General features: G+C 59.5%; 23 protein-coding genes and 4 tRNA genes. 13 read left to right on the top strand and 14 right to left on the bottom strand.

Annotated features, from left to right (window positions below; genetic code table 11):
- Window positions 1-198: 198 nt before the first annotated feature.
- Entirely contained in the window at window positions 199-735 is a 537-nt protein-coding gene (locus AC1D19_RS03980) for a TetR/AcrR family transcriptional regulator (protein ID WP_477762451.1), read from the bottom strand.
- 148 nt (window positions 736-883) lie between these two features.
- On the opposite strand from AC1D19_RS03980, the gene AC1D19_RS03975 reads away from it, so the two are divergent.
- The 3 genes from AC1D19_RS03975 to AC1D19_RS03965 all read left to right on the top strand — a co-directional run bounded on the left by AC1D19_RS03975 (window position 884) and on the right by AC1D19_RS03965 (window position 5330).
- Window positions 884-2074 (top strand): MFS transporter, encoded by a 1191-nt coding sequence (locus AC1D19_RS03975; protein ID WP_477762450.1) that lies wholly within the window; start codon window positions 884-886, stop codon window positions 2072-2074.
- A gap of 133 nt (window positions 2075-2207) precedes the next feature.
- A complete protein-coding gene (locus AC1D19_RS03970; protein ID WP_477762449.1) occupies window positions 2208-3359 on the top strand; it encodes a TDT family transporter in 1152 nt (383 codons plus the stop codon).
- A gap of 96 nt (window positions 3360-3455) precedes the next feature.
- The gene (locus AC1D19_RS03965) at window positions 3456-5330 is read left to right on the top strand and encodes an MFS transporter (RefSeq protein WP_477762448.1); all 1875 of its coding nucleotides are present in this window, start codon (window positions 3456-3458) and stop codon (window positions 5328-5330) included.
- 125 nt (window positions 5331-5455) lie between these two features.
- On the opposite strand, the gene sugE is transcribed toward AC1D19_RS03965, so the two are convergent.
- From sugE to rdgC, 3 genes are all read right to left on the bottom strand, one after another.
- The gene (gene sugE / locus AC1D19_RS03960; RefSeq protein ID WP_007977599.1) at window positions 5456-5770 is read right to left on the bottom strand and encodes a quaternary ammonium compound efflux SMR transporter SugE; all 315 of its coding nucleotides are present in this window, start codon (window positions 5768-5770) and stop codon (window positions 5456-5458) included.
- Between the two features lie 118 nt (window positions 5771-5888).
- The gene (locus tag AC1D19_RS03955; protein WP_477754090.1) at window positions 5889-6854 is read right to left on the bottom strand and encodes a bile acid:sodium symporter family protein; all 966 of its coding nucleotides are present in this window, start codon (window positions 6852-6854) and stop codon (window positions 5889-5891) included.
- 157 nt (window positions 6855-7011) lie between these two features.
- Window positions 7012-7932, bottom strand: a complete 921-nt coding sequence (rdgC, locus tag AC1D19_RS03950) for a recombination-associated protein RdgC (protein WP_007969735.1) — start codon at window positions 7930-7932, stop codon at window positions 7012-7014.
- A gap of 159 nt (window positions 7933-8091) precedes the next feature.
- On the opposite strand from rdgC, the gene AC1D19_RS03945 reads away from it, so the two are divergent.
- The 4 genes from AC1D19_RS03945 (at window position 8092) to AC1D19_RS03930 (ending at window position 8629) form a co-directional block, all read left to right on the top strand.
- A tRNA-Val gene (locus AC1D19_RS03945) sits at window positions 8092-8167 on the top strand.
- A gap of 19 nt (window positions 8168-8186) precedes the next feature.
- Window positions 8187-8263 (top strand) — tRNA-Asp (locus AC1D19_RS03940).
- 198 nt (window positions 8264-8461) lie between these two features.
- Window positions 8462-8537 (top strand) — tRNA-Val (locus AC1D19_RS03935).
- A 15-nt stretch (window positions 8538-8552) separates the two neighbouring features.
- Window positions 8553-8629, top strand: a tRNA-Asp gene (locus tag AC1D19_RS03930).
- Between the two features lie 190 nt (window positions 8630-8819).
- On the opposite strand, the gene AC1D19_RS03925 is transcribed toward AC1D19_RS03930, so the two are convergent.
- A complete protein-coding gene (locus tag AC1D19_RS03925) occupies window positions 8820-9956 on the bottom strand; it encodes a catalase family protein (RefSeq protein WP_477762447.1) in 1137 nt (378 codons plus the stop codon).
- Window positions 9957-9984: 28 nt separating this feature from the next.
- The gene (locus AC1D19_RS03920; RefSeq protein ID WP_477762446.1) at window positions 9985-11787 is read right to left on the bottom strand and encodes a di-heme-cytochrome C peroxidase; all 1803 of its coding nucleotides are present in this window, start codon (window positions 11785-11787) and stop codon (window positions 9985-9987) included.
- Window positions 11788-12057: 270 nt separating this feature from the next.
- Between AC1D19_RS03920 and AC1D19_RS03915 the strand changes: the two genes are divergently transcribed.
- The 5 genes from AC1D19_RS03915 to AC1D19_RS03895 all read left to right on the top strand — a co-directional run bounded on the left by AC1D19_RS03915 (window position 12058) and on the right by AC1D19_RS03895 (window position 14755).
- Window positions 12058-12774 carry an FKBP-type peptidyl-prolyl cis-trans isomerase gene (locus tag AC1D19_RS03915; protein ID WP_218431282.1) on the top strand — a complete coding sequence of 239 codons (717 nt, stop codon included), beginning with the start codon at window positions 12058-12060 and terminating at the stop codon, window positions 12772-12774.
- Window positions 12775-13067: 293 nt separating this feature from the next.
- The gene (locus tag AC1D19_RS03910; RefSeq protein ID WP_477762445.1) at window positions 13068-13523 is read left to right on the top strand and encodes a YkvA family protein; all 456 of its coding nucleotides are present in this window, start codon (window positions 13068-13070) and stop codon (window positions 13521-13523) included.
- A gap of 114 nt (window positions 13524-13637) precedes the next feature.
- A complete protein-coding gene (locus AC1D19_RS03905) occupies window positions 13638-13979 on the top strand; it encodes a helix-turn-helix domain-containing protein (protein WP_477762444.1) in 342 nt (113 codons plus the stop codon).
- Window positions 13976-14347 (top strand): hypothetical protein, encoded by a 372-nt coding sequence (locus AC1D19_RS03900; protein ID WP_007898892.1) that lies wholly within the window; start codon window positions 13976-13978, stop codon window positions 14345-14347. The genes AC1D19_RS03905 and AC1D19_RS03900 overlap by 4 nt, the downstream gene beginning before the upstream one ends.
- Window positions 14348-14755: an SEL1-like repeat protein gene (locus AC1D19_RS03895; RefSeq protein WP_477762443.1), complete on the top strand. Its 408-nt coding sequence runs from the start codon at window positions 14348-14350 to the stop codon at window positions 14753-14755. It begins immediately after the preceding gene.
- 24 nt (window positions 14756-14779) lie between these two features.
- Here AC1D19_RS03895 and AC1D19_RS03890 read toward each other — a convergent pair whose 3' ends face one another.
- On the bottom strand, window positions 14780-16570 hold the full coding sequence (locus AC1D19_RS03890) for a bifunctional diguanylate cyclase/phosphodiesterase (RefSeq protein WP_477762442.1): 1791 nt from the start codon (window positions 16568-16570) through the stop codon (window positions 14780-14782).
- Between the two features lie 144 nt (window positions 16571-16714).
- Complete coding sequence (locus AC1D19_RS03885; protein WP_477754098.1) at window positions 16715-18796, bottom strand: carboxy terminal-processing peptidase; 2082 nt, start codon at window positions 18794-18796, stop codon at window positions 16715-16717.
- A 138-nt stretch (window positions 18797-18934) separates the two neighbouring features.
- Between AC1D19_RS03885 and AC1D19_RS03880 the strand changes: the two genes are divergently transcribed.
- A complete protein-coding gene (locus AC1D19_RS03880) occupies window positions 18935-19897 on the top strand; it encodes a zinc-binding dehydrogenase (protein WP_477762441.1) in 963 nt (320 codons plus the stop codon).
- A 95-nt stretch (window positions 19898-19992) separates the two neighbouring features.
- Here the strand turns inward: AC1D19_RS03880 and AC1D19_RS03875 are convergent, their stop codons facing one another.
- The 6 genes from AC1D19_RS03875 to AC1D19_RS03850 form a co-directional block, all read right to left on the bottom strand.
- On the bottom strand, window positions 19993-20646 hold the full coding sequence (locus AC1D19_RS03875; protein WP_477762440.1) for an HAD family hydrolase: 654 nt from the start codon (window positions 20644-20646) through the stop codon (window positions 19993-19995).
- A gap of 34 nt (window positions 20647-20680) precedes the next feature.
- Window positions 20681-21670 carry an ABC transporter ATP-binding protein gene (locus tag AC1D19_RS03870; RefSeq protein ID WP_477754101.1) on the bottom strand — a complete coding sequence of 330 codons (990 nt, stop codon included), beginning with the start codon at window positions 21668-21670 and terminating at the stop codon, window positions 20681-20683.
- Entirely contained in the window at window positions 21667-22467 is an 801-nt protein-coding gene (locus AC1D19_RS03865; protein WP_477754102.1) for an ABC transporter permease, read from the bottom strand. Before AC1D19_RS03865 ends, AC1D19_RS03870 begins: the two co-directional genes overlap by 4 nt.
- Complete coding sequence (locus AC1D19_RS03860; RefSeq protein ID WP_477754109.1) at window positions 22454-23290, bottom strand: ABC transporter permease; 837 nt, start codon at window positions 23288-23290, stop codon at window positions 22454-22456. Before AC1D19_RS03860 ends, AC1D19_RS03865 begins: the two co-directional genes overlap by 14 nt.
- 5 nt (window positions 23291-23295) lie before the next feature.
- Window positions 23296-24102, bottom strand: coding sequence for an alkaline phosphatase family protein (locus AC1D19_RS03855; RefSeq protein WP_477762439.1), 807 nt, complete (start codon window positions 24100-24102; stop codon window positions 23296-23298).
- 121 nt (window positions 24103-24223) lie between these two features.
- Window positions 24224-25291: an ABC transporter substrate-binding protein gene (locus tag AC1D19_RS03850; protein WP_477760042.1), complete on the bottom strand. Its 1068-nt coding sequence runs from the start codon at window positions 25289-25291 to the stop codon at window positions 24224-24226.
- Between the last annotated feature and the right edge of the window lie 277 nt (window positions 25292-25568).

Here is a 25568-nt window from a genome sequence, read left to right as displayed (position 1 = left end):
AGACTCCCGGGCTCCCGCCCGGACAGACAGTCTCGCACGACCGCCAGCGTTAGTCAGTGTCGACCAAGGTCGTGGCGTGGCGGGGTGTCGCAGGGGGATTTTCAGTGTCTGGACTGGCCCCATCGCGAGCAGGCTCGCTCCCACAGGGGCCTGCGAACACCGGGCAAATGTGGGAGCGAGCCTGCTCGCGAATGGTTTTTACTGATCCAGCGCAATCTCGATCAACCGATGCAACTCTTCGACCTCCAGCGGCGCCTCGGCAAACAGGATGCGAAACACCGTCGGCGCGGCGATCAGATTGATCAGCCGATCGACACTGGGCGTGGGCTCATCCGGATAGCGATCCAGAATCGTCTGCAGTTGCCCGCCAATGATCGTCGCGCAATAACTCGGCTTCAGCGCCGCCTGCACGTCGCACAGCATGTTGCGGCCGGGCTCGGAGCTCATCTCGTCCAGGTACTGCTCGGCCCAGGCCCGCACGTCGCCGTGAAGGCTGCCGGTGTTGGCCGGCTCGTTGTCGGGTTGCATGCGGGCGAGGGCGACGTCGGCCAGCAGCGCCGACACATCGCCCCAGCGTCGATAGATGGTGGACGGCGTGACACCCGCACGCGCCGCAATTTGCGGCACGGTTACGCTGGCGCGGTCCTGTTCCTCGAGGAGTTGACGCACGGCCGAATGAATCGACTCTTGTACCCGGGCGCTGCGGCCGCCGGGGCGTAATGTGGGAGCTGCCATCTTGTGTTTCCTGTATTGCACCGGATCTTGTGGCTGGCATCCGGTCCTGAAAGCCATGCATCGGACCTTAACACAAAGAATTTGCTTTAAGAGGGATCCAGTAGCACACTCCGCAAAAGCAAAAAATTAGCTTTTGCGGAGTGTATCCATGCCCGGTTCTCATTCAAATCGTGCCAGCCTGTGGTTTCTGGCTGTTACCTTGCTCAGTTTCCTGGCGGCTTCCACTGCGCCGACGCCGCTGTATCACCTGTATCAGGAGCAGATGCGGTTTTCGGCCGCGATGCTGACCCTGATTTTTGCCGTCTACGCCCTCAGCCTGTTGGCGGCGTTGCTGACGGTCGGCTCGCTGTCGGATTACCTGGGGCGCAAACCGGTAATCTTTACGGCGGTGATGCTGAACATCCTGGCGATGTTGCTGTTTATCAACGCCGACAGCGTTGCGTGGCTGATCAGTGCCCGGGTGCTGCAAGGGTTTGCCACCGGCATGGCGACTGCCGTGTTGAGTGCAACGTTGCTGGACACCGATCGCCAGCAAGGCCCGTTGGTCAATAGCGTCGCACCCTTGCTCGGCATGGCTCTGGGTGGAATGGGCTGCGGCTTGCTGGCCGAGTTTGCGCCGGCGCCGTTGCACCTGACCTATTGGCTGTTACTTGTTCTGTTCGCGATGCAGGCTGTAGTTGTCTGGCGTTTGCCGGAGAGTGTCACGCGCCAGTCTGGGGCTTGGGCATCATTGCGACCCACCCTGCATGTGCCGGTCCAGGCGCGCGCGACGTTATGGCGGGTGTTGCCGCTCAACACGGCGACCTGGGCGCTGGGCGGTTTTTACGCGTCGCTGGCACCTTCACTGGTGCGCACGGCGACCGGTTCAACGTCGAACCTGATTGGCGGGGCGACCGTCGCCGCATTGACGGTGACGGGCGCGTTGATGATTTTTACCCTGCGCAACCGACCTGCCACCCTGGCGCTGCAGTTGGGTGCCAGTTTGCTGCCGACGGGCCTTGTCCTGGTTTTACTGGGTGTGCATGGCGCCAGCCTGTCGCTGTTTTTCCTTGGCACCCTCGTTGCCGGTTGTGGATTCGGTGCGGGTTTCCTGGGGGCAGTACGCAGTCTGGTGCCGCTGGCCATGCCCCATGAGCGCGCGGGTTTGATGTCGGCGTATTACGTGCTCAGTTACCTGGCGTTCTGCTTGCCGTCGTTGCTGGCCGGAATCCTGACGCGGACGTTCGGCCTGGTCACCACCACCGATGGCTATGGCGTGGTGCTGATCGTCCTGGCCCTCGGCGCGCTGGTCGGCTTGCTGCGTCAGCGTTCTGCCAACGCCTGTGCGGCTAACCCATGAAAGTGGGTTGGCCGTTGGGCCTGTTTGAGTCTATATTTGCATAATAGATAATATATATAGATATTACCCGTTATATAGATATTCTATTCGGATCTAACATGGGCTCTACCTCACAAGAGGACAGGAGTTCGCCATGACATGCGCCAATAGCATCAAGCCCGGAATCAAACCTTTCAGTCACTTGCAGCATCCCCGCGAGGTGGTCCGCCAGTTCACCCCCAACTGGTTCGCGGCCACCATGGGCACCGGTGTGCTGGCGTTGGCACTGGCGCAATTGCCGCTCGCCATACCTGCCTTGCACGCCTTCGCCGAAGCCCTCTGGCTGTTCAACATCGCGCTGTTTCTGCTGTTTACGGCGCTATACACGGCGCGTTGGGTGCTGTTTTTCGACGAAGCGCGGCGGATTTTCGGCCACTCCACGGTTTCGATGTTTTTCGGCACCATCCCGATGGGCCTGGCGACCATCATCAATGGCTTCCTGGTGTTTGGCCTGCCGCGCTGGGGCGACGGTGTGATTCACGTCGTCGAGGTGCTGTGGTGGCTGGATGTGGCCATGTCGCTGGCCTGCGGTGTGCTGATTCCCTACATGATGTTCACCCGTCAGGAGCACAGCATCGACCAGATGACCGCGGTCTGGCTGTTGCCGGTGGTCGCGGCAGAAGTGGCGGCCGCCAGCGGGGGCCTGTTGGCGCCGCATCTGGCCGACGCTCAATCGCAACTGGTGGTGCTGGTGACCAGCTACGTGCTCTGGGCTTTTTCCCTGCCGGTGGCCTTCAGCATCCTGACCATTCTGTTGCTGCGCATGGCTCTGCATAAACTGCCCCACGAAAACATGGCCGCCTCGAGCTGGCTGGCCCTTGGTCCGATCGGCACCGGTGCGTTGGGCATGCTGGTACTGGGCGGCGATGCACCGCTGATTTTCGCGGCCAACGGTTTGCCAGGCGTCGGTGAGACTGCTGCAGGATTGGGTCTGGTGGCCGGCATCACCCTGTGGGGCTTCGGTCTGTGGTGGATGCTGATGGCGTTGCTGATCACTGTGCGCTACCTGCGTGCCGGCATTCCTTTCAATCTCGGCTGGTGGGGTTTCACTTTCCCGTTGGGCGTCTATTCTCTGGCGACGTTGAAGCTGGCCAGTACCTTGAACCTGATGTTCTTCAGTGTGTTTGGCTGTGTGCTGGTGGCATTGCTGGCGATGATGTGGCTGATCGTCGGCAAGCGCACGGTGCTGGGCGCCTGGCGCGGCGAGCTGTTTGTCTCGCCGTGCATTGCCGGATTGAAGAAATAACCGGCAAAGTTTAGGTAAGGTGTGGCCTGGATCGACTTTTGATAATCCAATAAGAATCCAGGCCACTCGTTACCTATCATCAGGGACACATGGAAGATGAGTCACCCCTCACAGTTCACCTTGCTGCGCACCCGGCGCTTCCTGCCGTTCTTCATCACCCAGTCCCTCGGGGCGTTCAATGACAACGTGTTCAAGCAGTCGTTGATCCTCGCCATTTTGTACAAGCTGACCATCGAAGGTGACCGCTCGATCTGGGTCAACCTGTGTGCGCTGCTGTTTATCCTGCCGTTTTTCCTGTTCTCGGCCCTGGCCGGGCAATTCGGGGAAAAGTTCGCCAAGGATGCGTTGATCCGCCTGATCAAGCTGGGAGAAATCGCCATCATGGCGGTCGGAGCGGTCGGCTTCCTGTTCGATCACCTGTCGTTGATGCTGGTGGCGCTGTTCGCCATGGGCACCCATTCGGCGCTGTTCGGGCCGGTGAAGTACTCGATCCTGCCACAGGCCCTGCGGGAAGATGAACTGGTAGGCGGCAACGGCCTGGTGGAAATGGGCACATTCCTGGCGATCCTCGCCGGCACCATTGGCGCCGGGATCATGATGTCTTCGGCGCATTACGCGCCGGTGGTGTCCATGGCGATCATCGGCACTGCCGTGCTCGGTTACCTGGCCAGTCGCAGCATTCCCCGGGCGGCGGCCGCGACGCCACAAATGCGCCTGAACTGGAACATTTTCAGCCAGTCCTGGGCCACGTTGAAACTGGGCCTTGGGCAAACGCCGGCGGTATCACGCTCGATTGTCGGCAACTCGTGGTTCTGGTTTGTCGGGGCGATTTATCTGACGCAGATCCCGGCCTATGCCAAGGAATGGATGCACGGCGACGAAACCGTGGTGACGCTGATTCTGACGGTGTTCTCGATCGGCATCGCGTTGGGGTCGATGCTGTGTGAGAAATTGTCCGGGCGTAAAGTCGAAATTGGGCTGGTGCCGTTCGGATCGTTCGGCCTGACTGTTTTCGGCCTGCTGTTGTGGTGGCATTCCGGCTCAATACCGGACAGCGCCGCCGGTCATGGCTGGATCGATATCCTCGGTTTCGGCCACGCCTGGCTGGTGTTGCTCGACATCCTCGGCCTGGGCGTCTTCGGCGGTTTCTACATCGTGCCGCTGTACGCGCTGATCCAGTCACGTACTGCGGAAAACGAACGGGCGCGGGTGATTGCCGCCAACAACATCCTCAATGCGTTGTTCATGGTGGTGTCGGCGATTGTCTCGATCGTCTTGCTGAGTGTGGCCAAGCTGTCGATCCCGCAGCTGTTCCTGGTGGTGTCGTTGCTGAACATCGGCGTCAACGCCTACATCTTCAAGATCGTCCCCGAGTTCACCATGCGTTTCATGATCTGGCTGCTCAGCCATTCCATGTACCGCGTCGAGCACCGCAATCTGGATTTGATCCCCGATGAAGGCGCGGCGTTGCTGGTGTGCAATCACGTGTCATTCGTCGACGCCTTGCTGATTGGCGGCGCGGTACGCCGGCCGATTCGCTTTGTGATGTATTACAAGATCTACAACCTGCCGGTGCTGAACTTCATCTTCCGTACCGCGGGGACGATTCCTATCGCGGGGCGTCAGGAAGACATCCAGATCTACGAAAAAGCCTTCACGCGCATTGCCCGGTATCTGAAGGACGGTGAGCTGGTTTGCATCTTCCCCGAGGGTAAATTGACCGCCGATGGCGAGATCAATGAGTTCAAGGGCGGGTTGACGCGAATTCTCGAGGAGACGCCGGTGCCGGTGATTCCGCTGGCCTTGCAGGGGTTGTGGGGGAGTTTCTTCAGCCGCGATCCGGGCAAGGGACTGTTTCATCGCCTGTGGTCGCGGGTGACGTTGGTGGCAGGGTCGGCGGTGGCGGTTGAGGCAGCGGAGCCGGTGGAATTGCAGCGATTGGTGGGGGAACTGCGTGGGGCCGTTAAATAGTTGTAGTCATTGAAGGCCTCTTCGCGGGCAAGCCCGCTCCTACAGGGATCGCGGGAGTGGTGAAAGTCTCCGACACACCATAAAACCTTGTAGGAGTGAGCCTGCTCGCGATTGGCGGTAGTCGCTTAAGCGCTAACCTTGAGCCCAACCAGCCCGGAAATGATCAACGCCACACTCGCCAACCGCACCAGCGCCATGGATTCGCCAAACAGAATGATCCCGGCGATCACCGTGCCAACGGCGCCGACCCCGGTCCAGATCGCATAGGCCGTACCCAGCGGCAATTCCTTCATTGCAAGGCCGAGCAAGCCAAGGCTGATAGCCATGGCCGCAACGGTCAACACAGTGGGGAGCGGGCGGGTGAAGCCGTCGGTGTACTTGAGGCCGACGGCCCAGCCGACTTCGAACAGGCCGGCGAAAAACAGAATGATCCAGGACATGAAGACCTCCATCGTCTGACGGGGTCGTCCCCTGATTAATGACTCGATCGAGCCGCGAGGTCGTCCTCGCGATGCGCAATATGGTGCCCAACATTGACCGGGTGATCAAGTTTTCGAGTCAATCACTGATCTGTTGCGCCGCCATTTCCCGATCCTGTTTCTCGCTCATGCGGCGGAAATACGTGGAGAGCAATGCCCCGGAAATGTTGTGCCAGACGCTGAACAATGCGCTGGGCACTGCCGCCAGTGGTGAGAAGTGCGCACTGGCCAGGGCCGCGCCCAATCCGGAATTCTGCATGCCGACTTCCAGGGCCAGGGACTTGCGCTGGGCCAGAGGCAGCTTGAACAGGCGCCCGGTGAAGTAACCCAGCAGGTAGCCAAAGCTGTTGTGCAGCATGACCACGGCCATGATCAACAGGCCGGACTCGGCAATCTTGGCCTGGCTGGCGGCGACGACTGCGGTGACGATGATCACGATGCTGATCACCGACACCAGCGGCAAAACGTCCACGGCGTGGCGAACCTTGTCGGCGAGCACCCGTTGGGCAACCACGCCCAGCACAATCGGCAGCAGCACCACTTGCAGGATCGACCAGAACAACTCCATGAATGACACCGGCAACCAGGCCGAGGCCAGCAGCCAGATCAGGGCTGGGGTCAGCAGCGGGGCGAGGAGGGTGGTGACGGCGGCGATGGCCACCGACAGCGCCAGGTCGCCACGGGCCAGCCAGGTCATCACGTTCGACGAGGTGCCGCTTGGGCAGCAGCCGACCAGAATCACGCCGACGGCGATTTCCGGCGGCAAGTGGAACACTTGGCAGAGCAACCACGCCACGCCGGGCATGATCACGAAATGTGCAACCACGCCCAGGGCCACGCGCCATGGATGGCGAGCGACTTCGGCGAAGTCTTCGAGTTTGAGGGTCAGGCCCATGCCGAACATCACCAGCCCCAGCAAGGGCACGATGGCGCCTTTGAGACCGAGGAACCACGCCGGTTGCAGAAACGCCACGACAGCGAAAATCAGTACCCAGTAGGCGAAGGTGTTGCCGACAAAACGACTCAATGCAGCCAGTGCGCGCATGGCTTGATCCTTGTTATGTGAAAGCGTTAGGGAGCTAAGCATACGCTGCTCGCAAAAAAAGATCGCAGCCTGCGGCAGCTCCTACAAGGAAACGCATTCCAGATGTAGGAGCTGCCACAGGCTGCGATCTTTTTACAGAGTCTAACGATTCAGGCGATCAGATGCCTTGCGGAGTCTCTTCGCCACCCAGCGCTTCAACCAGCGCCGGCAGGAAGTCGCCGAAAGTCAGCATCATCAGGGTGAAGCTGGCGTCCAGTTGGCCCAGGGCTTCGTCGCCGCCGTCCTGTTCCGCCTGGTCTTGCAGCAGGTCTTCGAATTTCAGGCGCTTGACCACCATTTTGTCGTCGAGGACGAACGACAGTTTGTCCTGCCAGGCCAGGGACAGTTGAGTGACCACTTTGCCCGTGCTCAGGTGCAGCTGGATTTCTTCGCTGGTCAGGTCCTGGCGCTTGCAACGCACAATGCCGCCGTCTTCGTGGGTGTCGCGCAGTTCGCACTCGTCCAGCACGAAGAAATCGTCCGCGGCTTTCTGGGTGGTGACCCACTCGGTCATGGTCGCGGTCGGGGACATCTTCACGGTCAGTGGACGCACCGGCAGGGTGCCGATCACTTCGCGCAGGGTCGACAGCAAGTCTTCGGCGCGTTTCGGGCTGGCCGAGTTGACCAGGATCAGGCCCTGTTTCGGCGCGATGGCGGCGAAGGTCGACGAGCGGCGGATAAAGGCGCGGGGCAGGAAGGCCTGGATGATTTCATCCTTGATCTGATCGCGCTCCTTCTTATAGACCTTGCGCATTTGCTCGGCTTCGATCTCTTCGACCTTTTCTTTGACCGCGTCACGCACGACGCTGCCCGGCAAAATACGTTCTTCCTTGCGGGCGGACACCAGCAGGAAGTCACCGCTGACGTGTACCAGTGGCGCATCTTCGCCTTTGCCGAACGGCGCGACGAAACCGTAGGTGGTCAACTCCTGGCTTGCACATGGGCGCGCCAGTTTGGTGGCCAGTGCAGTTTCCAACGCCTCGGCATCAACAGGCAGATCTTGGGTCAGGCGATAGATAAGCAGGTTTTTGAACCACATGGGGTGAGTCTCTCCTTTATACAAAGGGGGGCATTATTGTCTTCGCCGTGCCATAGGCCAACCTTTCTCTAAGCCTTTGGAAGGCCTCGGAAAATTATTTTAAAAAGTGCTTGCCAGAGGTTGGGTCGCTCCGTAGAATGCGCGCCACACCGAAGCGAAGGGTGATTAGCTCAGCTGGGAGAGCGTCTGCCTTACAAGCAGAATGTCGGCGGTTCGATCCCGTCATCACCCACCATTCGTTTCAAGTGTTACGCGCAGCGGTAGTTCAGTCGGTTAGAATACCGGCCTGTCACGCCGGGGGTCGCGGGTTCGAGTCCCGTCCGCTGCGCCATATTCGGTAACCTGGAACACTGAACGCCAGGTCACCACGGAAAAACCCGCTAACGCGGGTTTTTTTCTGTTCCAAGTTTGTATGTTGTTCCTGCGGGTTGCATCGTTTCACCGGTTTTTAGATTTTTTTGAAAAAACTTCAAATAAATCAACACTTTATAAAAACCTGTGGCATAATGTGCCCCGCAACGAAGGTAAAGGGTGATTAGCTCAGCTGGGAGAGCGTCTGCCTTACAAGCAGAATGTCGGCGGTTCGATCCCGTCATCACCCACCACTTTCAACGCTACGCGCAGCGGTAGTTCAGTCGGTTAGAATACCGGCCTGTCACGCCGGGGGTCGCGGGTTCGAGTCCCGTCCGCTGCGCCATATTCGGTAACCTGGAACGCTGAACGCCAGGTCACCACAGAAAGCCCGCCTTGTGCGGGCTTTTTGCTGTCCGGGATTTGGCTTTCCTCGCTCTCTGTAGGAGCGAGCTAGCTCGCGAAGGTCGTGAACGATAACGCGTAAATTCAGATGCCCAGCGGCGCCCATGGCTTCTTCGCGAGCAAGCTCGCTCCTACAGTCCGGCATTGCGCCTGTGGCGGTAGTCGCTGACGGCTTCATACACGGCCTTGCGCAAGCGATTGATACCGCCGATGGGGCGGTGTGCTTCCACGCCGAACCAGGGATTGAACGACTGGTTGTCGCATTGCAGGTTCAGCGCCGGTGTATCGAAGTCCTGCGCCGGCACGTTGATCCGCGCCACCGTCTCGAAGGGCGCATCGCTTTCGCGCCACTCAATGCTGGTGTCTTCAATCGGCATGTACTTGTTGGCGTCCTGTCGCTGGATTTGCAAGACGAAACACGCGGGTACCCGATCGGTTGACAGCTGTTGATTCAGCGCATTGCGCAGGAAGTTCGGCAGCTTGCGATTTTGTTCCGGCAGGCTGTAGGCCGGGCAACTGTCCGGATCGGGTGCAACCCGGAACTTCGCATTGGCTTCACCGAATTTGTAGGGTGAAACCGAAAAGTACGTCGTCCGGGTTGGGCTTGGCGGGGCAGGGGACAGCGTCGCCAGGGCGATAAACAGGTGGCGAACCTGCCAGGTGCGTGGATCCCGGCCGGGGAAGAAAGCCATCATCTTTTTACCGTCGGCCTGGGCGGCGACGTTCTGACGGTATTCGGCGACATTACTGACAAAGAAGTTCGGGTGGCTGAACATTACAAAGTCCTGTTCGCCTCGCCCCTGCTGATCGCTCAACAGTTGTTTGCCTGGAACATCGAACAGTTTGATCGCCATGCCCCGGGCATCGCGAATGCTATCGAACTGCGGGTAGGCATTGCCGTTGGACAGGCGCATCGTCGCTTGCCAGGTTTTGCCCGGCTCGCTGAACACGCCCTGGCGCAGTTCGCCTGGCAGTTCCGGCAGCACTTGGACCTCAGCCTTCACACAACCGTGGGCCTTGGCATGGGCATCTCGCAGGTAGCGGGTGCTTTCGCGGTGCTGATCGACGATGCGTACGGCAGTCTGGATGATGTCCTGGGTCATCGCTGCCTCACCATCCGCAATCAGCTCCTGCGCCGAGACAGGCCCGCGATGCTGCCAGGCAAACCAGGCGCTGGCCAGGGCCCAGCCAAGCACACCGAGACCCAGCAGCCACAGCAACAGCTTGCCGAGAAAGGCGCCCAGGCGCAGCCAGAGAGTTATCAGCATGGGAAAGTCCTTTTGGCTGAGACTGTGGTCATGGCAATTGCGCTTCCAGCGGGCCGCCCAGCACTTTCAGATATTCCAGCAGTGCCCGGCGTTCTTGCGGCTGCAACCCGCGGCCAATCACGCCATTGCCGAGTTTGCCGGCACGGAATTCATGACCGCTGTTGTGGTTGCCGGTGATTTGCGTGTCGAACAGAAAAGCGTTGTTGAAGGCTTCGGTGCGATATCCCAGATGCTGTGGGTCGAATTCGAAAGTGCCTTTGTAGAACGTGGTCGCACGCTCATCCTGAGGCGACAGCAATTGATAAATGTTCGGTACCGAACCGTTGTGCAGAAACGGCGCTGTCGCCCATACACCCGCCAGTGGCCTGGCCTTGTACGAACGCAATTCGCGCACGCCGATTGGCAGGCCGAAACCGTCCATTTCAGCACGCTCGGCAGGGGTGATATTGGCGTCTTGATATGCACGGTCCTGGACATAGGCGGTGACATAGGCCAGCCCCTTGGCCACGGACATCTTGCTCAGGTCCAGCGGTTCGGTGGGTTTTGGCTCCACGTCAAGGTTTTCCAGCTCCGCCTGCTTCCATTGCAGCGCAGTCAGGTCGAAGCGGTGGTCGGCGATGTTGTTGGCCGCGCCGGGGTCTGTGCCAATGTAATCCACCGGGAGCATTTTCAGATGCTGAACGTATCGCCCGTCGCCCTGGGTGTTGTGCGGTACATGACAACCCGCGCAGTTTTCGGCGAACAAGGCGCGCCCCCTTGCTGCCAGAGGTTTGTCGACCGCGCCCAACAGATCTTCCGGCCAGGCTGGAGGCTTGAGTCGTTGCAGGGTTTCTTCGATCAGGTGCAGGTCGCGCACACGGACACTGGAGGGATAGCGGGCATCGCCCATCAGTGGCTGGTCGTTCTTGTCGAAGAAGTTCAGCGTGGCGCCGACACCCAACGCTTCGCCGATGTTGCGCGCCATCGGTTGTTTCGCCGAACCGTTCCACTGCACCCATTCGAACGTCCACATGTCCCACAACTGCGGATAGTCAACGGGGGCATTGGCCACGCGGTAGTTGTCGGGGGAAATCGCATCACCGAAGCTGGCGTTGGCAATGCGACCGAAGGCGTCTGTGCGCCCGGGGCCTTCCTCGGTCGGATAGAGCCCGCGATGGGTGTCGTTCCAGGCCACCTTGAGGAACGTATCGAGTGAGGATTTGAATTCTTTGCGCAACTGTTGGTGGCGGGCGTCGTAGTCCTGGCCCAGCACATTGCGTGCGAAACGTTCGAACTTCCACGGGTTGTAGTAAGTCGAGGTCAGGCTGGCCACCAGTGCTTGTCCGAAACTGCCCCCTTTGAGTGTAGGAACACTGGACGGCAGGACGTGCTGCGCCGAGCCGCCGTCGATACGCACGGCTTGACCCTTGAAACGCAGTTCACCGGTGTGGCAGGCCGCGCAGGTGACATCCAGAAACACATCCGGGCTCCCCGTATTCTGGTGCCGGGTAAAGCCTGCCGGGAGGTTGCCGGGGTTATTCGGTGTCGGTTTCTGGTCGGGGTCCACCAGGAAACCGAAGCGGGCGAGGTACTCGGGGGCGGCGAAGCGTTGCTGCGAGAAGGGCAGTTCGAGGGCGGTGAACCAGTCATAGCGCAAGCCTTTGACCTGTGTGCCCTGGGGTGTGAAGTAATAGGTCTCGCGATCCGTGGCGCTCCATTGCTCCAGGTAATGCACCTGTTGTGGAGGCGACCAGGCCGGCAATTTCGGGTTGGCGACGTAGTAAAGAACCACGGACATGACCAGCCCGAGCAGTACTGCGATGAGAACCAGCAAGCGAAAGAAGAGGCGCAAGATAAACGTCCTTGTCGAATGATCATGCCGTTATGCCCGAGTACCCGAGGTGCGGCAAGAGGCCATTACACCAGATGTTGTAGGTTCAGGAATCAGTCTGCGTCGGAACAAGATGAAAGAAGCTTCATCAGCCGAATTGTGAATTGCGTTTTAAACACCTGAACTTATCAATTGTTTCCGGCTCTCATGCCGGTAGCCATTGGTCGTGGCGGCCTGATAAGCTCGCGGCTTTACTCGATTGCCCTTTAGGCGCATGAACAAGGAAATAGCATGAAACAGCATCGGTTGGCGGCGGCGGTGGCCCTGGTTGGCCTGGTACTCGCGGGTTGTGATTCGCAGACCAGCGTAGAGCTGAAAACTCCGGCGCAAAAAGCTTCCTACGGCATTGGCCTGAATATGGGCAAGAGCCTGGCTCAGGAAGGCATGGATGACCTGGATTCCAAAGCTGTAGCCCAGGGCATCGAAGACGCGGTCGGCAAGAAAGAGCAGAAGCTCAAGGACGAAGAACTGGTTGAGGCGTTCGCCGCGCTGCAAAAGCGTGCCGAAGAACGCATGGCCAAGATGAGCGAAGAGTCGGCCGCTGCCGGCAAGAAATTCCTCGAAGAAAACGCCAAGAAAGCCGGCGTGACCACCACCGCTTCGGGCTTGCAGTACGAAGTCGTGCAGAAAGCCGATGGCCCTCAGCCAAAGCCGACTGACGTAGTGACCGTTCACTACACCGGCAAGCTGACCAATGGCACCGTATTCGACAGTTCCGTCGAGCGCGGCAGCCCGATCGATCTGCCGGTCAGCGGTGTGATCCCGGGTTGGGTCGAAGGCCTGCAACTGATGCACGTTGGCGAGAAGTACAAACTGTACATCCCTGCTGATCTGGCTTACGGCGCTCAAAGCCCGAGCCCGGCGATTCCGGCCAACTCGGTGCTGGTATTCGACCTGGAACTGCTGGCCATCAAGGATCCGGCAAAAGAAGACGACGCAGCCAAGTAATCGGCGCCTGCTTCGATAACAACGCCTCGCTTTTGCGGGGCGTTGTTGCATCTGGCGTTTGGCACGGGTAAACAAAACGAACAGACGCTCCAGGCCGGAGTCTCAGGCATAGTAGGCGTTGGCGTTAGACGTACAAGTCCGCCAAGTCAATGAAATTATAGGTTTTTTTTGATGGGTAAAAAACGCCCGATCTGAACGGAGGCCTTGTAAAACGGGGCTTGCAGCGATGAAAAGCAGCTCTGTTCACAAGGTTATCCACAATTTGTGTGGATAACATTTTAACGGGAGGAGTCATGAAAGCACCCTGGAATTTCGCTCGTTTCCTGCCGATGGCCGGACGCCTGCTGGCACGCGGCCGATTGCCGACCCTGTTGTTCGCAGTCGCCAGCAAGGGCGCGAGCCAGGGCAACCGACTGGGCAAACTCAAGGATGACTTGAAGCTGTTGCAGGCACTCTGCCTGGCCTACTGGCGTGGTGAATATCGCGCCATCAGCCCCAAGGCGCTGGTTTCGGTCGTCGCGGGCCTGATGTACTTCCTCAGCCCGGTGGATGCGATCCCGGATTTCATTCCAGTGTTCGGCATGCTCGATGACATCGCGGTATTGGCGTGGCTTATGAAAGTGCTCGACAACGAACTCAATGCCTTCCGCGTCTGGCGCAAACGCCAGGTGCCGGAGAAGCTCGCGGTGGTTGAGCGCCTGCCTGATACCCCCGAGCAACTGCAACTTCAAGGCCCGAAAAAACACTGAGCCGATTTCGACCTGTTCACAGATTGATACCCCCCGCGACCTTGGCCGCTGTTAGGATTACACTTCTAGGGAAAAGTGCCGACTCGCTAAGTGTTGTTGTCCTACGGGGTAGTCATGGATATTCAGATAATTACACGCGAAGGCGAGCCCGAATATGCGGTTCTGCCATGGGCTCAGTATCAGGCGTTACTGAAAGCAGCAGGCATCAAGGAGCAAGCGTTACCTGAAGCCACGAAGCTTCAGACGGCAACACCAGACGCGATTCTTCCGGGTCTGGATCAACTACGCAGTTTGCGCGAAGGAAAGGGCATCGCCATCGAGGCGCTGGCCCGCACGGTAGGCATCAGCCCGTCTTACCTGGCCATGATCGAAAGTGGCGAACGTCTGCCCGACGCCGCGATTCGTCGCAGCCTGGCCTGGGAATTGACGGTGCCGGGGTGGAGGGATGAATCGTGAGCGTACGCATCAGTCGTCAACATTGGGACGGATTGCTGGGCGAACTGGATCAGGCGCGTCGTCAGCGCCATCTCCTGACTTATCGGGCATTACTGGAACGTTTGCAGTTGCCGACACCGGCCATGCAAACCCTGACAGCGGCCCTTGAGCATTTGGCGGCCCTGGACGCCAGGGCGGAGCAGCCATTGCGCAGTTCACTGGTGATCAGTCAGGGCGCCAGCCGCTTGCCGCGCACCGGATTCTTTGAATGTGTCGAGCGTCTCGGGCGTTTTTCCGGGCCGTCAGACGGCGTTGCCGCCGCGTCCTGGCATGCTTCGGAAGTGGTGCGGGTGTTCGAGTACGAATACCCGGAATCGGCCGAGGCCTGAGTGTTTTTGCGACTCAAGGCGCGGGCCGGATACTGGCTCGCGCGCCGGTTGTTTCACTGGTCGTGGTTTGTCCGTCAGCCACGTGGCTGGCGCTGGCTCGAAGGCCAGTTCGCCCGCATGGCCAACCTGGGCGATGTCGGCGCCCAGAGCTTCTATGGGCACATCCTGACGTTTCGCGGCGTCGGCCTCGGGGCTCGTGAGGAGGGCGTGCGTTTGTTGCGCCTGGCGGCGTTGGCGGGCGATGGAAAGGCGGCGTATCAAGTGGGCGTGATCAGTCTGGCCGGAACGACGAGCAAGGCTCCGGACCCGGTCGAAGCGGCGCGATTCTGGGCGATCGCGGCGAAGGCCGGGCATCCGTTGGCGCCGATCAAGCTCGAAGAGCTGAAGTCTTCCTCGGCGCCTCGTTGATTGGACAGATGCCGAAAAGCTCCCTTATCGATACCCGGAAACGAGCACCTCATCTACAGTCGAAACCACCAGGCTATCAATCACATGCACGCTAGACCCTTGCACATTCTTCGCATGGTGCTTGGCCTGTGATGCTATCTCGGCCAACTGGCTCGCATCGAGTTGTTCACAGGCCTGTGGATGCAGATGCACCACCCCGATCGACAGTGACAACAGCGCAAACTCCTGACGCACGCCCTGGCGGTTCGGTGCGACAAAGCAGCCGGCTTCCAGGTGCTCGCTACGGTAGAAACGTCGGCACTGGCTCTGGAAGTCGTCGAGCAACTGGTTCAAACGTTTGCGCCAGTCTTCCGGGCCGAGCACCAGCAGGAAGTCATCACCACCGATGTGGCCGACAAAGTCGCGGGCCGGGTCGACGCGGTCGTTCAGGCATTGCGCCAGGCACAGCAGGACTTCGTCGCCGCTGCCGTAGCCGTAGATATCGTTGAAAGGCTTGAAACTGTCGATGTCCACGTAGCAGATCACCGATTCCCGTTGCTGTTGCAGCAGTCGTGTCAGGCATTGCTGGATCGGCACGTTGCCCGGCAGCAAGGTCAACGGGTTGGCGTATCGGGCCTGCTGGATCTTCAGTTCCGTGATCAACTTGAGCACGTCAATCACCCGGCCAAGCCCGAGATAGCCGCCATTGAGCGTGATGATGAAATCCTCCTCGATACGCTGGCGGGCACGGCTGGTGATCAAGCGGCTGACCTGTTGCAGGGACTGGCTCAGCTCGACGGCGAGGAAGTCATCGTTCATCAAGCGGCTGATGGGCTTGCGGGCGAACAAGTCGGTGGCAAAGGGCTTGAGCAGGACGTCGGAGAGCGAATGACGATGAACAATGCCGCAGGGCTGACCCTGTTCATCCAGGACCGCCAGCGAGTTCAGGTTGGCCTGGCGGCGAAAGGCTTCGAGCACAGTGGCGGTCGGGGTGTCGCGGTTCACTGCGGGTTGCTCGTTGAGCAGGGCGCTGAGGTCGCTGCCGTCTTCGCTCAGTACAACGGCGATGCTGTCCTGTCGGGGTATCATTGCCCGGGCATCCCGCGGTGGGTGTTCCTGGGGGCGGCAGAGCAGGTAGCCCTGCACCAGGTCCACACCCATTTCGGTCAGCACCGTGAGCTCTTCCGGTAGTTCGATACCTTCGGCGATGACTTGCGCCCGCGAGGCCTTGGCGATTTGCAGGATCGAGCCGACGAACTCGCGCTTGAGCGCATCCTGATGAATGCCATCAATGAAGTGCCGGTCAATTTTCACGTAGTCCGGCCGCAGTTCAGACCACAACCGCAAACTCGAATAGCCCGCCCCCAGATCATCCAGCGCAATCGAAAACCCCATCGCCCGATAGTGATGCAGGGCGGTTTGCAGCAGCTGGAAATCATCCGTTGGCGTTTGTTCGGTCAACTCGATGACCACCTGGTTCGGAGGGATGCCGAAGTCTTGCAGCAGTTGCAAGGTGCGCCCCGGTTGATGGGCCGCTTCAAGCAGGGATTCCGGGGATACGTTAAGGAACAACAGGCCAGGCAATTGCTGTTCATTGAAGCGTCGGCAAGCGCTCTCGCGGCAGGCAATTTCCAGCTCGCTCAGACGTCCGGCCTGGCGGGCGACGGCGAACAGGGCGACAGGGGAGTGCAGAGGGCTGTTGGACGGGCCGCGACTGAGGGCTTCGTAGCCGAGAATACGCCGTTCAGAGAGGCTGATGATCGGCTGGAACAGGCTGTGCAAACCGCCTTGAGTCAGGATCGAGCTCAATGCACTCAGCTGTTCGGTTGTGGTCATGGCGATCTCTGGCGATAAAAAAAGGACCGGGCGTGCCCTTGGTAAAGAGCACGGCCGGTCCTTTATTTCACGACAGAGTGATGACTGTTTGATGACGCTCCGGGGAGCATCAGTATTAAATTGCCATCAGTTGTGTGTAGAAACTCAGTGCTTGGCCACTGCCGTGTTGAGTTTCAGGTAGTCCAGCAGAATCCGCCCGGTTTCGCTCAGGTAGGCGTCGTCTTCCGGTTTGGTTTTATCATCTTCGGCCGCAATAACGTCCTCGTCTTCTTTCTTCAGCTCTTTGAGTGGTTCTTCGCCCTTGGCTTTGCGACGGATGTTTTCCATGGTCAGCTGTTTGGCTTCGATGTCGGCGTGCTGCGCACGACGCTCGGCTTCATTGAGGCTGACGGTTTTTTCCAACATCAGTTTCTGCGCCAGGGCCAGCTTGTCGCGGATGAATACGAACTCTGCATCCTTGGCCGTACGCACGTCATGCTCGGACTTGAGCTGCGAAATGTACGGCTTGAACGGATCCAGCGCAGGCTTGATGGCGGCCTTGATGGTGTCCCATGGCATGGCTTCCGGCAGGGCGCTTTCACCGATTTCCTTGGTGTCGATGATCGACGGGTAATCGATGTCCGGCAAGACGCCCTGATGCTGGGTGCTCTGCCCGGAAACCCGGTAGAACTTGGCCAGGGTCAGTTTCAGTTCGCCATGATTGAGCGGCTGAATGGTCTGCACGGTGCCTTTGCCGAAGGTCTGGCCACCGATGATCAGTGCGCGGTGGTAGTCCTGCATGGCGCCGGCAAAAATCTCTGATGCCGAGGCGGACAAGCGGTTGACCAGCAACGCCATCGGGCCTTTGTAGAATGCGCCCGGGTTTTCATCTTCCAGGACATCGACGCGGCCATCGGCGTTACGCACGAGCACGGTCGGGCCTTTGTCGATGAACAGGCTGGTCAGCTCGGTGGCCTCTTGCAAGGAACCGCCGCCGTTGTTACGCAGGTCGATGACCACGCCGTCGACTTTCTCTTTCTGCAACTCGGTCAGCAGTTTCTTGACGTCGCGGGTGGTGCTCTTGTAATCCGGGTCGCCGGCACGGAAGGCCTTGAAGTCCAGATAGAACGCCGGGATTTCGATAATGCCGAGCTTGTAGTCCTTGCCGTCCTGCTTCAGGTTCAAGACCGATTTCTTCACGGCCTGATCTTCGAGCTTCACCGCTTCACGGGTGATCGGCACGATCTTGGTGGTCTGGTCGTTCGGCGCATTGCTGGCCGGGATGACTTCCAGACGCACTACGGTGCCCTTCGGACCACGAATCAGCTTGACCACTTCGTCCAGGCGCCAGCCCACCACATCGACCATTTCCTTGTTGCCCTGGGCAACGCCGATGATCTTGTCGGCCGGTGCAACCTGCTTGGTCTTGTCCGCCGGACCTGCCGGCACCAGGCGTACGACTTTCACCTGGTCGTTATCGCTCTGCAACACGGCGCCGATGCCCTCGAGGGACAGGCTCATGTTGATGTCGAAGTTCTCCGCATTATCCGGCGACAGATAGTTGGTGTGCGGGTCGTAGGACATGGCGAAGGTATTGATGTACGCCTGGAAGATGTCTTCCGCGCGGGTCTGGTCCAGGCGTGCCAACTGGTTCTTGTAGCGCTTGGTCAGGGTTTCCTGGATCTGCTTGGGCTCTTTGCCGGCGATCTTCATCCGCAGCACTTCGTCCTTGACGCGTTTGTGCCACAGGTCGTCGAGTTCTGCGGTGGATTTGAGCCAAGGAGCGTCCTTGCGGTCGATCAGCAAGGTTTCCTTGGTGGTGAAGTCCATCTTGTCGACGCCTTTGCCCAGCTCGGCAAGGGCGAAGTCCAGACGCGCCTTTACGCGGTCCAGGTAGCGCTTGTAGATGGTGAACCCGGCGTTCAGGTCGCCACTCTTGAGGAAATCGTCGAACTGCGTCTTCCACTTGTCGAATTCGGCAATGTCGCTGGCCATGAAGTAGCTGCGCGACGGATCCAGCAGCTTGAGGTAGCTGTCGTAGATGATCACCGAGCGCGCGTCATCGAGTGGCGGCTTGCTGTAGTGGTGGCGTTTGAGCAACTCCACGACGTTCAGGCTGGCGATCACTTCGTCACGATCGGGTTGAAGATTGTCCCAGCTATTGGCTGCGAATGTATTGCTCGACATCGGCAGCAAGCCGATACCGATGAATAAGGCGAGGGCAGTGCTGGGGAACAGATGCTTCATGCTGATTCGACGCGGGGACAATTGATAACGCATATTAGGCCGTCTTTGAAGTCGCCGGATCTTTGGGAACCGGTCGCATAATGCAAAAAGCCCGACGCTATAGCTTCGGGCTCAGTCCAGACTCACTATGGAGGCACTGTGAAAGCATTGCAAGGCGTTGACGGTCGAGTGGTGTGGGTTGATGAGGCGAGTCCTGCGTGCGATGTAGGACAAGTTCGTATTCGAGTGGCCGCAGCGGGCCTCAATCGCGCCGATTTGTTACAGAAAGCCGGCCTTTATCCGCCGCCGCCAGGGGCCAGCCAGGTGCTTGGTCTAGAGTGCTCGGGCGTGATCAGCGAGGTGGGCGCCGGGTCCTCCTGGCAGATTGGTGATCGGGTTTGCGCCTTGCTGGCCGGGGGCGGCATGGCCGAAGAAGTGGTTGTCGACGGGCGGCATGTATTGCCGGTTCCCGACGGAGTGTCACTGGTCGAAGCGGCAGCACTGCCCGAAGTCTATGCAACGGTCTGGCTGAATTTGTTTCAACTGGCTGCGCTCAAGCCGGGTCAGAAAGTTCTGCTGCACGCCGGAGCAAGTGGAATTGGTTCAGCGGCTATTCAGCTGTGCAAGGCCTTCGGTAACCCGTGCTGGGTCAGCGTCGGCTCCGCCGAACGACTGGCGTACTGCGAAGCGCTGGGCGCCCAGGGCGGCGTGGTGCGCGATGGTGATCTGGAGAGCCTGCGGGATCTGGGGCCGTTCGACGTGATTCTCGACCCGGTGGGCGGCAATTATGCGGCATTGAACCTCAAGTTGCTCGCGCAGGATGGCCGTTGGGTGTTGATCGGTCTGATGGGCGGGCGCGAGGCCAAGCTGGATCTGGCCCAGGTGCTGGCCAAGCGTGTGCAGTTACTGGGCTCGACCCTGCGCAGCCGTGGTGATCAGTTCAAGGCGGATCTATTCAGTGATCTCGGTCAGCATGTGTGGCCGTTGTTCGCCGAAGGGCGGTTGAGCCCGCAACTGGCCAAAGCTTTTCTGGTCAAGGATGCCGAGGCGGCGTTTGCCGAGCTGGCGAGTAATACCGTGGCGGGGAAGGTGGTGTTGGTGATTGATGAAAGCTTGAGCTGATATCGGGTTGGCTTTGAAAAGATCGCAGCCTGCGGCAGCTCCTACAGGAGATTGTATTCCCATGTAGGAGCTGCCGCAGGCTGCGATCTTTTCGGTTACTTCCAGAGATGTATCGGCCAGCCAGCCTTTTCAGCCTGCTCGCGCAGCACTGGATCGGGGTTGACCACGTGGGGAAAATCCACCTTCAGTAACAACGGCAGATCGTTGCGTGAGTCGGAATAGAAACTCGCGCCTTCGAGGTTTTCCTCCTCTGCATCCAGCCATTCCAGCAAGCGGGTGATTTTGCCTTCGCGGTAGGTCAGGGTGCCGATGGTATGGCCGCTGTAAGCGCCGTGGGCGACTTCCAGTTCGATGCCCAGAATCTCGTCGATGCCCAGGCGTTCGGCGATGGGGCCGACCAGGTGGGTGCCCGAAGCGGAGATCACCAGAATCCGGTCACCGGCCTTGCGATGCGCCGCGATGGTTTTGGTGGCGTCGCTGAAGATGATCGGTTCGATGAAGTCTTCCACCCATGGGCCAACCAGATGCTCGACCTCTGCGGGCGTGCGACCGATCAACGGTTCCAGGCTGAAGGCCATGTAGTCCTCCATCGCCAGGTGGCCGCGGCCGTAGGCATCCATCAGTTCCTTGTCGCGACGCAGGAACGATTCGCCATCGACCCAACCGAGGCGGACCATTTGCTCGCTCCACAGTGAGGCGCAGTCGCCGTGGATCAGGGTTTCGTCCAGATCAAAAATTGCCAGGGCCATCAGTGCAGTTCTCTCTTCAGCGTCAGCAAAGTCATCAGGCTACCTCACACAGGGCCGTCGGATCGATGGAAAGCGCCAGGCGCTGACCATCGGGATGCAGGTCGGCCGCCGAGCGGTTCAGAACGTCCACCACCAATTCCACGCCCCGGGCTTCGACCCGGTAGCGAATCACGTTGCCCAGCAGGCTGTGGCTACGCACCTGCGCGTCCAGTTCGCCATTGAGGCTCAGTTCGATGGCTTCCGGGCGGATGGCGATGCGCTTGCTGATCGGTCGCTGCAGCAGTTTGGAGGCACTGTCGGCGTCCAGCAGGTTGTAGTTGCCGATGAAGCCTGCCGCGAATACATCTACGGGCGCGGTGTAGAGGGTTTCGGCGTCGCCGCTTTGTACGATTTTTCCCTGATTCATCAGGAAAATCCGGTCAGACATGGTCAGGGCTTCTTCCTGATCGTGTGTGACGAAAATCGTGGTCAAGCCCAGCTCGCGCTGGATCTGACGGATCTGTTCGCGCAGGTGCTTGCGAATCCGCGCGTCCAGGGCTGACAACGGTTCGTCGAGCAGCAACAGGCGTGGCCGGGTCACCAGGGAGCGGGCGAGGGCGACGCGCTGGCACTGGCCCCCCGAGAGCTGATGCGGGTAACGCGCGGCAAAGTCATTGAGCTCCACCAGTCTGAGCACTTCCGCGACGCGTTTGCGGCTGTCATCGGCATTGACCTTTTGCATGCGCAGGCCAAAGGCGACGTTTTGCTCCACGGTCATGTTGGGGAACAACGCATAGCTCTGGAACACCATGCCGATCCCGCGTTTCTGCGGGCTCACCGGCACGATATCGACGCCATCGAGCAGGATTTTGCCGCCATCCACCGAGGTCAGGCCGGCGATGCAGCGCAGCAGGGTGGATTTGCCGCAACCGGAGGGGCCGAGCAGGGTGACGAACTCACCTTTCTGGACTTCGCAGTTGATGTCGCTGAACACCGTGGTGCCTGCGAAGCTTTTCTGAAGATGTTGGACGCTGACATAGCTCATTCGCTTTTGTCCCTGTTCAAGATATTGGCAATCCAGGTCAGAACCAGCACAAAGAAGAAGTAGGAAATCACCAGCGCACTGGTGAAATGACCGCTGCTGTTGCGCATGTTGTTGAGGTAGACCTGCAGGGTTTCGTAGCGGGTGCCGACAAGGATGTTGGCGAACACGAACTCACCGAACAGGAACGAGAACGACAGCAGCAACGCCACCATCAGGCCCTTGCGCAGGTTCGGCAGCACCACCAGGAATGCGGCTTGAAAGGTGCTGGCGCCGAGCAACTGGGCGGCGTCCATCAGGTCGCGCAGGTTGATCGCTTGCAGGTTGTTGGTGATCGCCCGGTACATGAACGGCAGCGCCACGGTGAAGTAGCAACCGATCAGGATCCACGGCGTCCCGACCATGGCGAACGGTCCGGAACCATAGAGCTGCAACAGCCCCACCGACGACACCACCGGCGGTACGGCGAAGGGCAGCAGGATCAGGATGTTCATCAGCGCGTCGAGTTTCGGGAAGTGGTAATGCACCACGAACAGCAGCGGCAGAATCAGTACTACTGAAAGAATCAACGAACCGACGCAGACCAGCAATGATTGCCCGAACGCTTGCAGGAAGCGCGGATCGCTCCACAGCTGGATGTACCACTTGAGGGTGAAACCGCTGGGCAGAATGGTCGCCGACCAACTGCTGGCGATCGAGTAGATCAGCGTGCCGGCCAGCGGCAACAGCAGGATGGCAAACAGCAAGTACACCACGACGCGGTGGTAGACACCGGCGGGCCCCAATTCAGCGCGAGACATGGTAGCTCCTCTTCAACAGCAGCTGATGCACGATGGTCACCAGGGTCATCAAGGCCACCAGCACCACGGCCAGGGCGCTGGCCAGGTTCGGGTCCAGGGAAATGTCGCCGGAGACCATCGCCGCAATACGGATCGTCAGCACGTTGAAGTTGCCGGTGGTCAGGGCGTACACCGTGGCGTAGGCGCCGAGGGCGTTGGCCAGCAGGATCACGAAAGTGCCGAGCAGCGCAGGCGTCAACACCGGTAAACCGATGTGTCGCCAGAATTGCCAGCCGCTGGCGCCGAGCAGTTCGGCGGACTCACGCCAGTCTTCGCGCAGTGCATCGAAGGCCGGGTACAGCAACAGTACGCCGAGGGGAATCTGGAAGTAGGTGTAGAGAATGATCAGCCCGGTTTTCGAGTACAGGTTGAAATCCTGAATGATGCCAGCCTGCTTGAGCATGATGGTGAAACTGCCGTTGAAGCCGAGCAAAATGATGAACGCGAAGGCCAGGGGCACACCGGCGAAATTGCTGGTCATGTTGGCGAAGGCGTTGACGAAGTTGCGCAGTTTCGAATCGACCCGTCGCAGGGAGTAGGCGCCCAGTATCGCAATGATGATCCCGAACACGCTGGACCAGAAGCTGATCTCAAGGCTGTACTGGATGGCCTGCAGGTAAAACTTCGAGCTGAAGATCTTGCTGAAGTTGGCCAGGCCCCAGCCGAATTCTTCCGATTGCAGGCTGTTGATCATCACCCAGGTCAGCGGTGCGATCTCGAATACGATGAAGAACAGCGTGAACGGGAGCAGGCACAGGGCAGCGAGCCATTTACTGCGGGTCATGGCATTCACTTCAACAGCTCCCGGCAGACCGGTTTGTCGTGGGGCACGCCCAGCAATTCGCAGACGGTGCCGCAGATCTCGGTCTGTTTCGGCGCGGCGTCGGCGTCGAAGCTGAACGCGTCACCGAGAACGAACAGCGGCACTTCACGTTCTTCCGGCAGCAGGCCGTTGTGGGAGCGGTCGTTGTTCATGCCATGGTCGGCGGTGACCAGCACCTGATAGCCGGCATCGAGCCAGCCTTGCAGGTAGTCGGCCAGGATGATGTCCGCCGAGCGGGCGCTGTTGCGGTACTGCGGGGTGTCGAGGCCATGCTTGTGCCCGGCGTCGTCGATGTTCATCGGGTGGATCAACAGGAAGTTCGGCGCATGGCGCAGGCGCAGGCTTTCAGCGTCGGCGAACAGGTGCGAGTCCGGGTAGTGATCGTTCCAGTAGAAATGCCCATGCTGGATCGGCAGTTGCGGATCATCGGTGTGGCGATCCCGGGCCGCCACGAAGGGCGAACGGTTGTACAGCTCGCTGACCCAGTGGTAGGCCGCCGCCGCGGTTACAAGACCTGCGTCAGTGGCGTAGTGATAGATGCTGCGCTGGTTGGACAGGCGCGAGACGTTGTTGTGGACAATCCCGCTGTCGATGGGCGCAACGCCGGTCAGGATGCATTCGTACAGCGGGCGGGACAGGGCCGGCAACTCGCACTCCAGTTGGTAGAGTGCGGCGCGTCCGGCGCCGACGTAAGCCTGCAGGTGCCCCATGGCGTGGCGGGCGACCTCATGGTTGAGGCCGTCGAGCACGACAAGGATGACGTTGTGCTTCATAGGGGATGGGACTCCGCAATCAAAACCGGATGGCGTAGGAGCTGCCGCAGGCTGCGATCTTTTGATCTTGTAAAACCAAATCAAAAGATCGCAGCCTGCGGCAGCTCCTACGGATGCAGCATTACTGCATATTGATGATGACTTCTTCCTGCCACTTCTGAGGAAGGGCCTTGGAGGTCTTTTCCCAGGCGTCCGCGTCCTTGATCGGCGTGACCTTTTTGTACTGCTCGTTAGGCAGCAGCTTGGACTGCACCTCGGCTGGCAGGGTCAGGTGCTCGGCACGGATCGGACGGGCGTTGCCCTTGGCCAGGTTGATCTGGCCGGCGTCGCTGAAGATGTATTCGCGGGTCAGCTTGGCGGCGTTCGGGTTTTTCGCGTACTTGTTGATGATGGTGGTGTAGCCGGAAATCACCGAACCGTCGGACGGGATCAGCACCACGTAATCATCCGGGTTGGCCATCTTGGCCTTGTAGCTCAGGCCGTTGAAATCCCAGACCACGCCGACTTCGATCTCGCCCTTTTCCATGGTGGCGATGGTCGGGTTGGACATCGACAGGCGACCTTGCTTGGCAATGTCGGCGAACAGGTCCAGGGCAGGCTTGAGGTTTTTCTCGTCGCCACCATTGGCCAGTGCCGCTGCCAGTACGCCGTTGGCGGCCTGGGCTGCGGTGCTCACGTCGCCGATGGAGACCTTGTATTTACCGCCCTTGAGGTCAGCCCACTTGGTTGGGGCTTCGGAGCCGTGCAGCAACTTCTTGTTGACGATGAACGCTATGGTGCCGGTGTAGGCCAGTGCCCAATTGCCGTCCTTGTCCTTGGCCCAGGCTGGCACCTGATCCCAGGTGGAAGGCTTGTAAGGCTGGACCACGCCTTGCTTGACCGCGATCGGGCCGAACGCTGCACCGACGTCGCCGATGTCGGCGCTGGCGTTGTCTTTTTCCGCGGCGAACTTGGCGATCTCCTGGGCCGAGCTCATGTCGGTGTCGATGTGCTTGAGGCCGTATTTGTCGCTCAGGTCTTTCCAGGTGCCGGCCCAGTTGGCCCAGTCATTGGGCATGCCGACGCTGTTGACGGCGCCTTCCGCTTTCGCAGCGGCTTCCAGGGTTTTCAGATCGGTGTCGGCCGCCATGGCGGCGGTGCACATTGCAATGGTCGAGCCTAACAGTGATGCCAGGAAAAACTGTTTCATTCCAAAGCTCCTTGGGGCGTGTTCAACGCTGCGATTGCGGTTGTGTTGGTCTAGGTCAGCAATACCTGAGCCAATTTAAGGGGGCTGGATGACACTTTGATGTCGTTCGTCGCCCGGGATGACCTTTAGTTCAGCGGTATCGCGACTGGCCTGCTAAGCGTAGACCATGGCCAAAGCTCCGGCAGGCAAGGGACTTGGCCGATGAATTGCACGTTGTTGAAAGAAGAGGAAGTCAGGGAATGGCGACCGTTGGGCAGTTTTGTCATATCTCGGTCAT

The sequence above is a fragment of the Pseudomonas sp. P1_C12 genome (genome assembly GCF_056406435.1).
This window is presented reverse-complemented; position numbering and strand designations above follow the sequence as displayed.

Bases quoted from the DNA above. Each gene is read 5' to 3' on its own strand.
- AC1D19_RS03855 (WP_477762439.1), bottom strand. From the start codon at position 24,102: ATGAAGCACAACGTCATCCTTGTCGTGCTCGACGGCCTCAACCATGAG.
- rdgC (WP_007969735.1), bottom strand. From the start codon at position 7,932: ATGTGGTTCAAAAACCTGCTTATCTATCGCCTGACCCAAGATCTGCCT.
- AC1D19_RS03980 (WP_477762451.1), bottom strand. From the start codon at position 735: ATGGCAGCTCCCACATTACGCCCCGGCGGCCGCAGCGCCCGGGTACAA.
- AC1D19_RS03860 (WP_477754109.1), bottom strand. From the start codon at position 23,290: ATGACCCGCAGTAAATGGCTCGCTGCCCTGTGCCTGCTCCCGTTCACG.
- sugE (WP_007977599.1), bottom strand. From the start codon at position 5,770: ATGTCCTGGATCATTCTGTTTTTCGCCGGCCTGTTCGAAGTCGGCTGG.
- AC1D19_RS03975 (WP_477762450.1), top strand. From the start codon at position 884: ATGCCCGGTTCTCATTCAAATCGTGCCAGCCTGTGGTTTCTGGCTGTT.
- AC1D19_RS03870 (WP_477754101.1), bottom strand. From the start codon at position 21,670: ATGAGCTATGTCAGCGTCCAACATCTTCAGAAAAGCTTCGCAGGCACC.
- AC1D19_RS03875 (WP_477762440.1), bottom strand. From the start codon at position 20,646: ATGGCCCTGGCAATTTTTGATCTGGACGAAACCCTGATCCACGGCGAC.
- AC1D19_RS03915 (WP_218431282.1), top strand. From the start codon at position 12,058: ATGAAACAGCATCGGTTGGCGGCGGCGGTGGCCCTGGTTGGCCTGGTA.
- AC1D19_RS03890 (WP_477762442.1), bottom strand. From the start codon at position 16,570: ATGACCACAACCGAACAGCTGAGTGCATTGAGCTCGATCCTGACTCAA.
- AC1D19_RS03970 (WP_477762449.1), top strand. From the start codon at position 2,208: ATGACATGCGCCAATAGCATCAAGCCCGGAATCAAACCTTTCAGTCAC.
- AC1D19_RS03865 (WP_477754102.1), bottom strand. From the start codon at position 22,467: ATGTCTCGCGCTGAATTGGGGCCCGCCGGTGTCTACCACCGCGTCGTG.
- AC1D19_RS03955 (WP_477754090.1), bottom strand. From the start codon at position 6,854: ATGCGCGCACTGGCTGCATTGAGTCGTTTTGTCGGCAACACCTTCGCC.
- AC1D19_RS03965 (WP_477762448.1), top strand. From the start codon at position 3,456: ATGAGTCACCCCTCACAGTTCACCTTGCTGCGCACCCGGCGCTTCCTG.
- AC1D19_RS03885 (WP_477754098.1), bottom strand. From the start codon at position 18,796: ATGAAGCATCTGTTCCCCAGCACTGCCCTCGCCTTATTCATCGGTATC.
- AC1D19_RS03925 (WP_477762447.1), bottom strand. From the start codon at position 9,956: ATGCTGATAACTCTCTGGCTGCGCCTGGGCGCCTTTCTCGGCAAGCTG.
- AC1D19_RS03850 (WP_477760042.1), bottom strand. From the start codon at position 25,291: ATGAAACAGTTTTTCCTGGCATCACTGTTAGGCTCGACCATTGCAATG.
- AC1D19_RS03905 (WP_477762444.1), top strand. From the start codon at position 13,638: ATGGATATTCAGATAATTACACGCGAAGGCGAGCCCGAATATGCGGTT.
- AC1D19_RS03910 (WP_477762445.1), top strand. From the start codon at position 13,068: ATGAAAGCACCCTGGAATTTCGCTCGTTTCCTGCCGATGGCCGGACGC.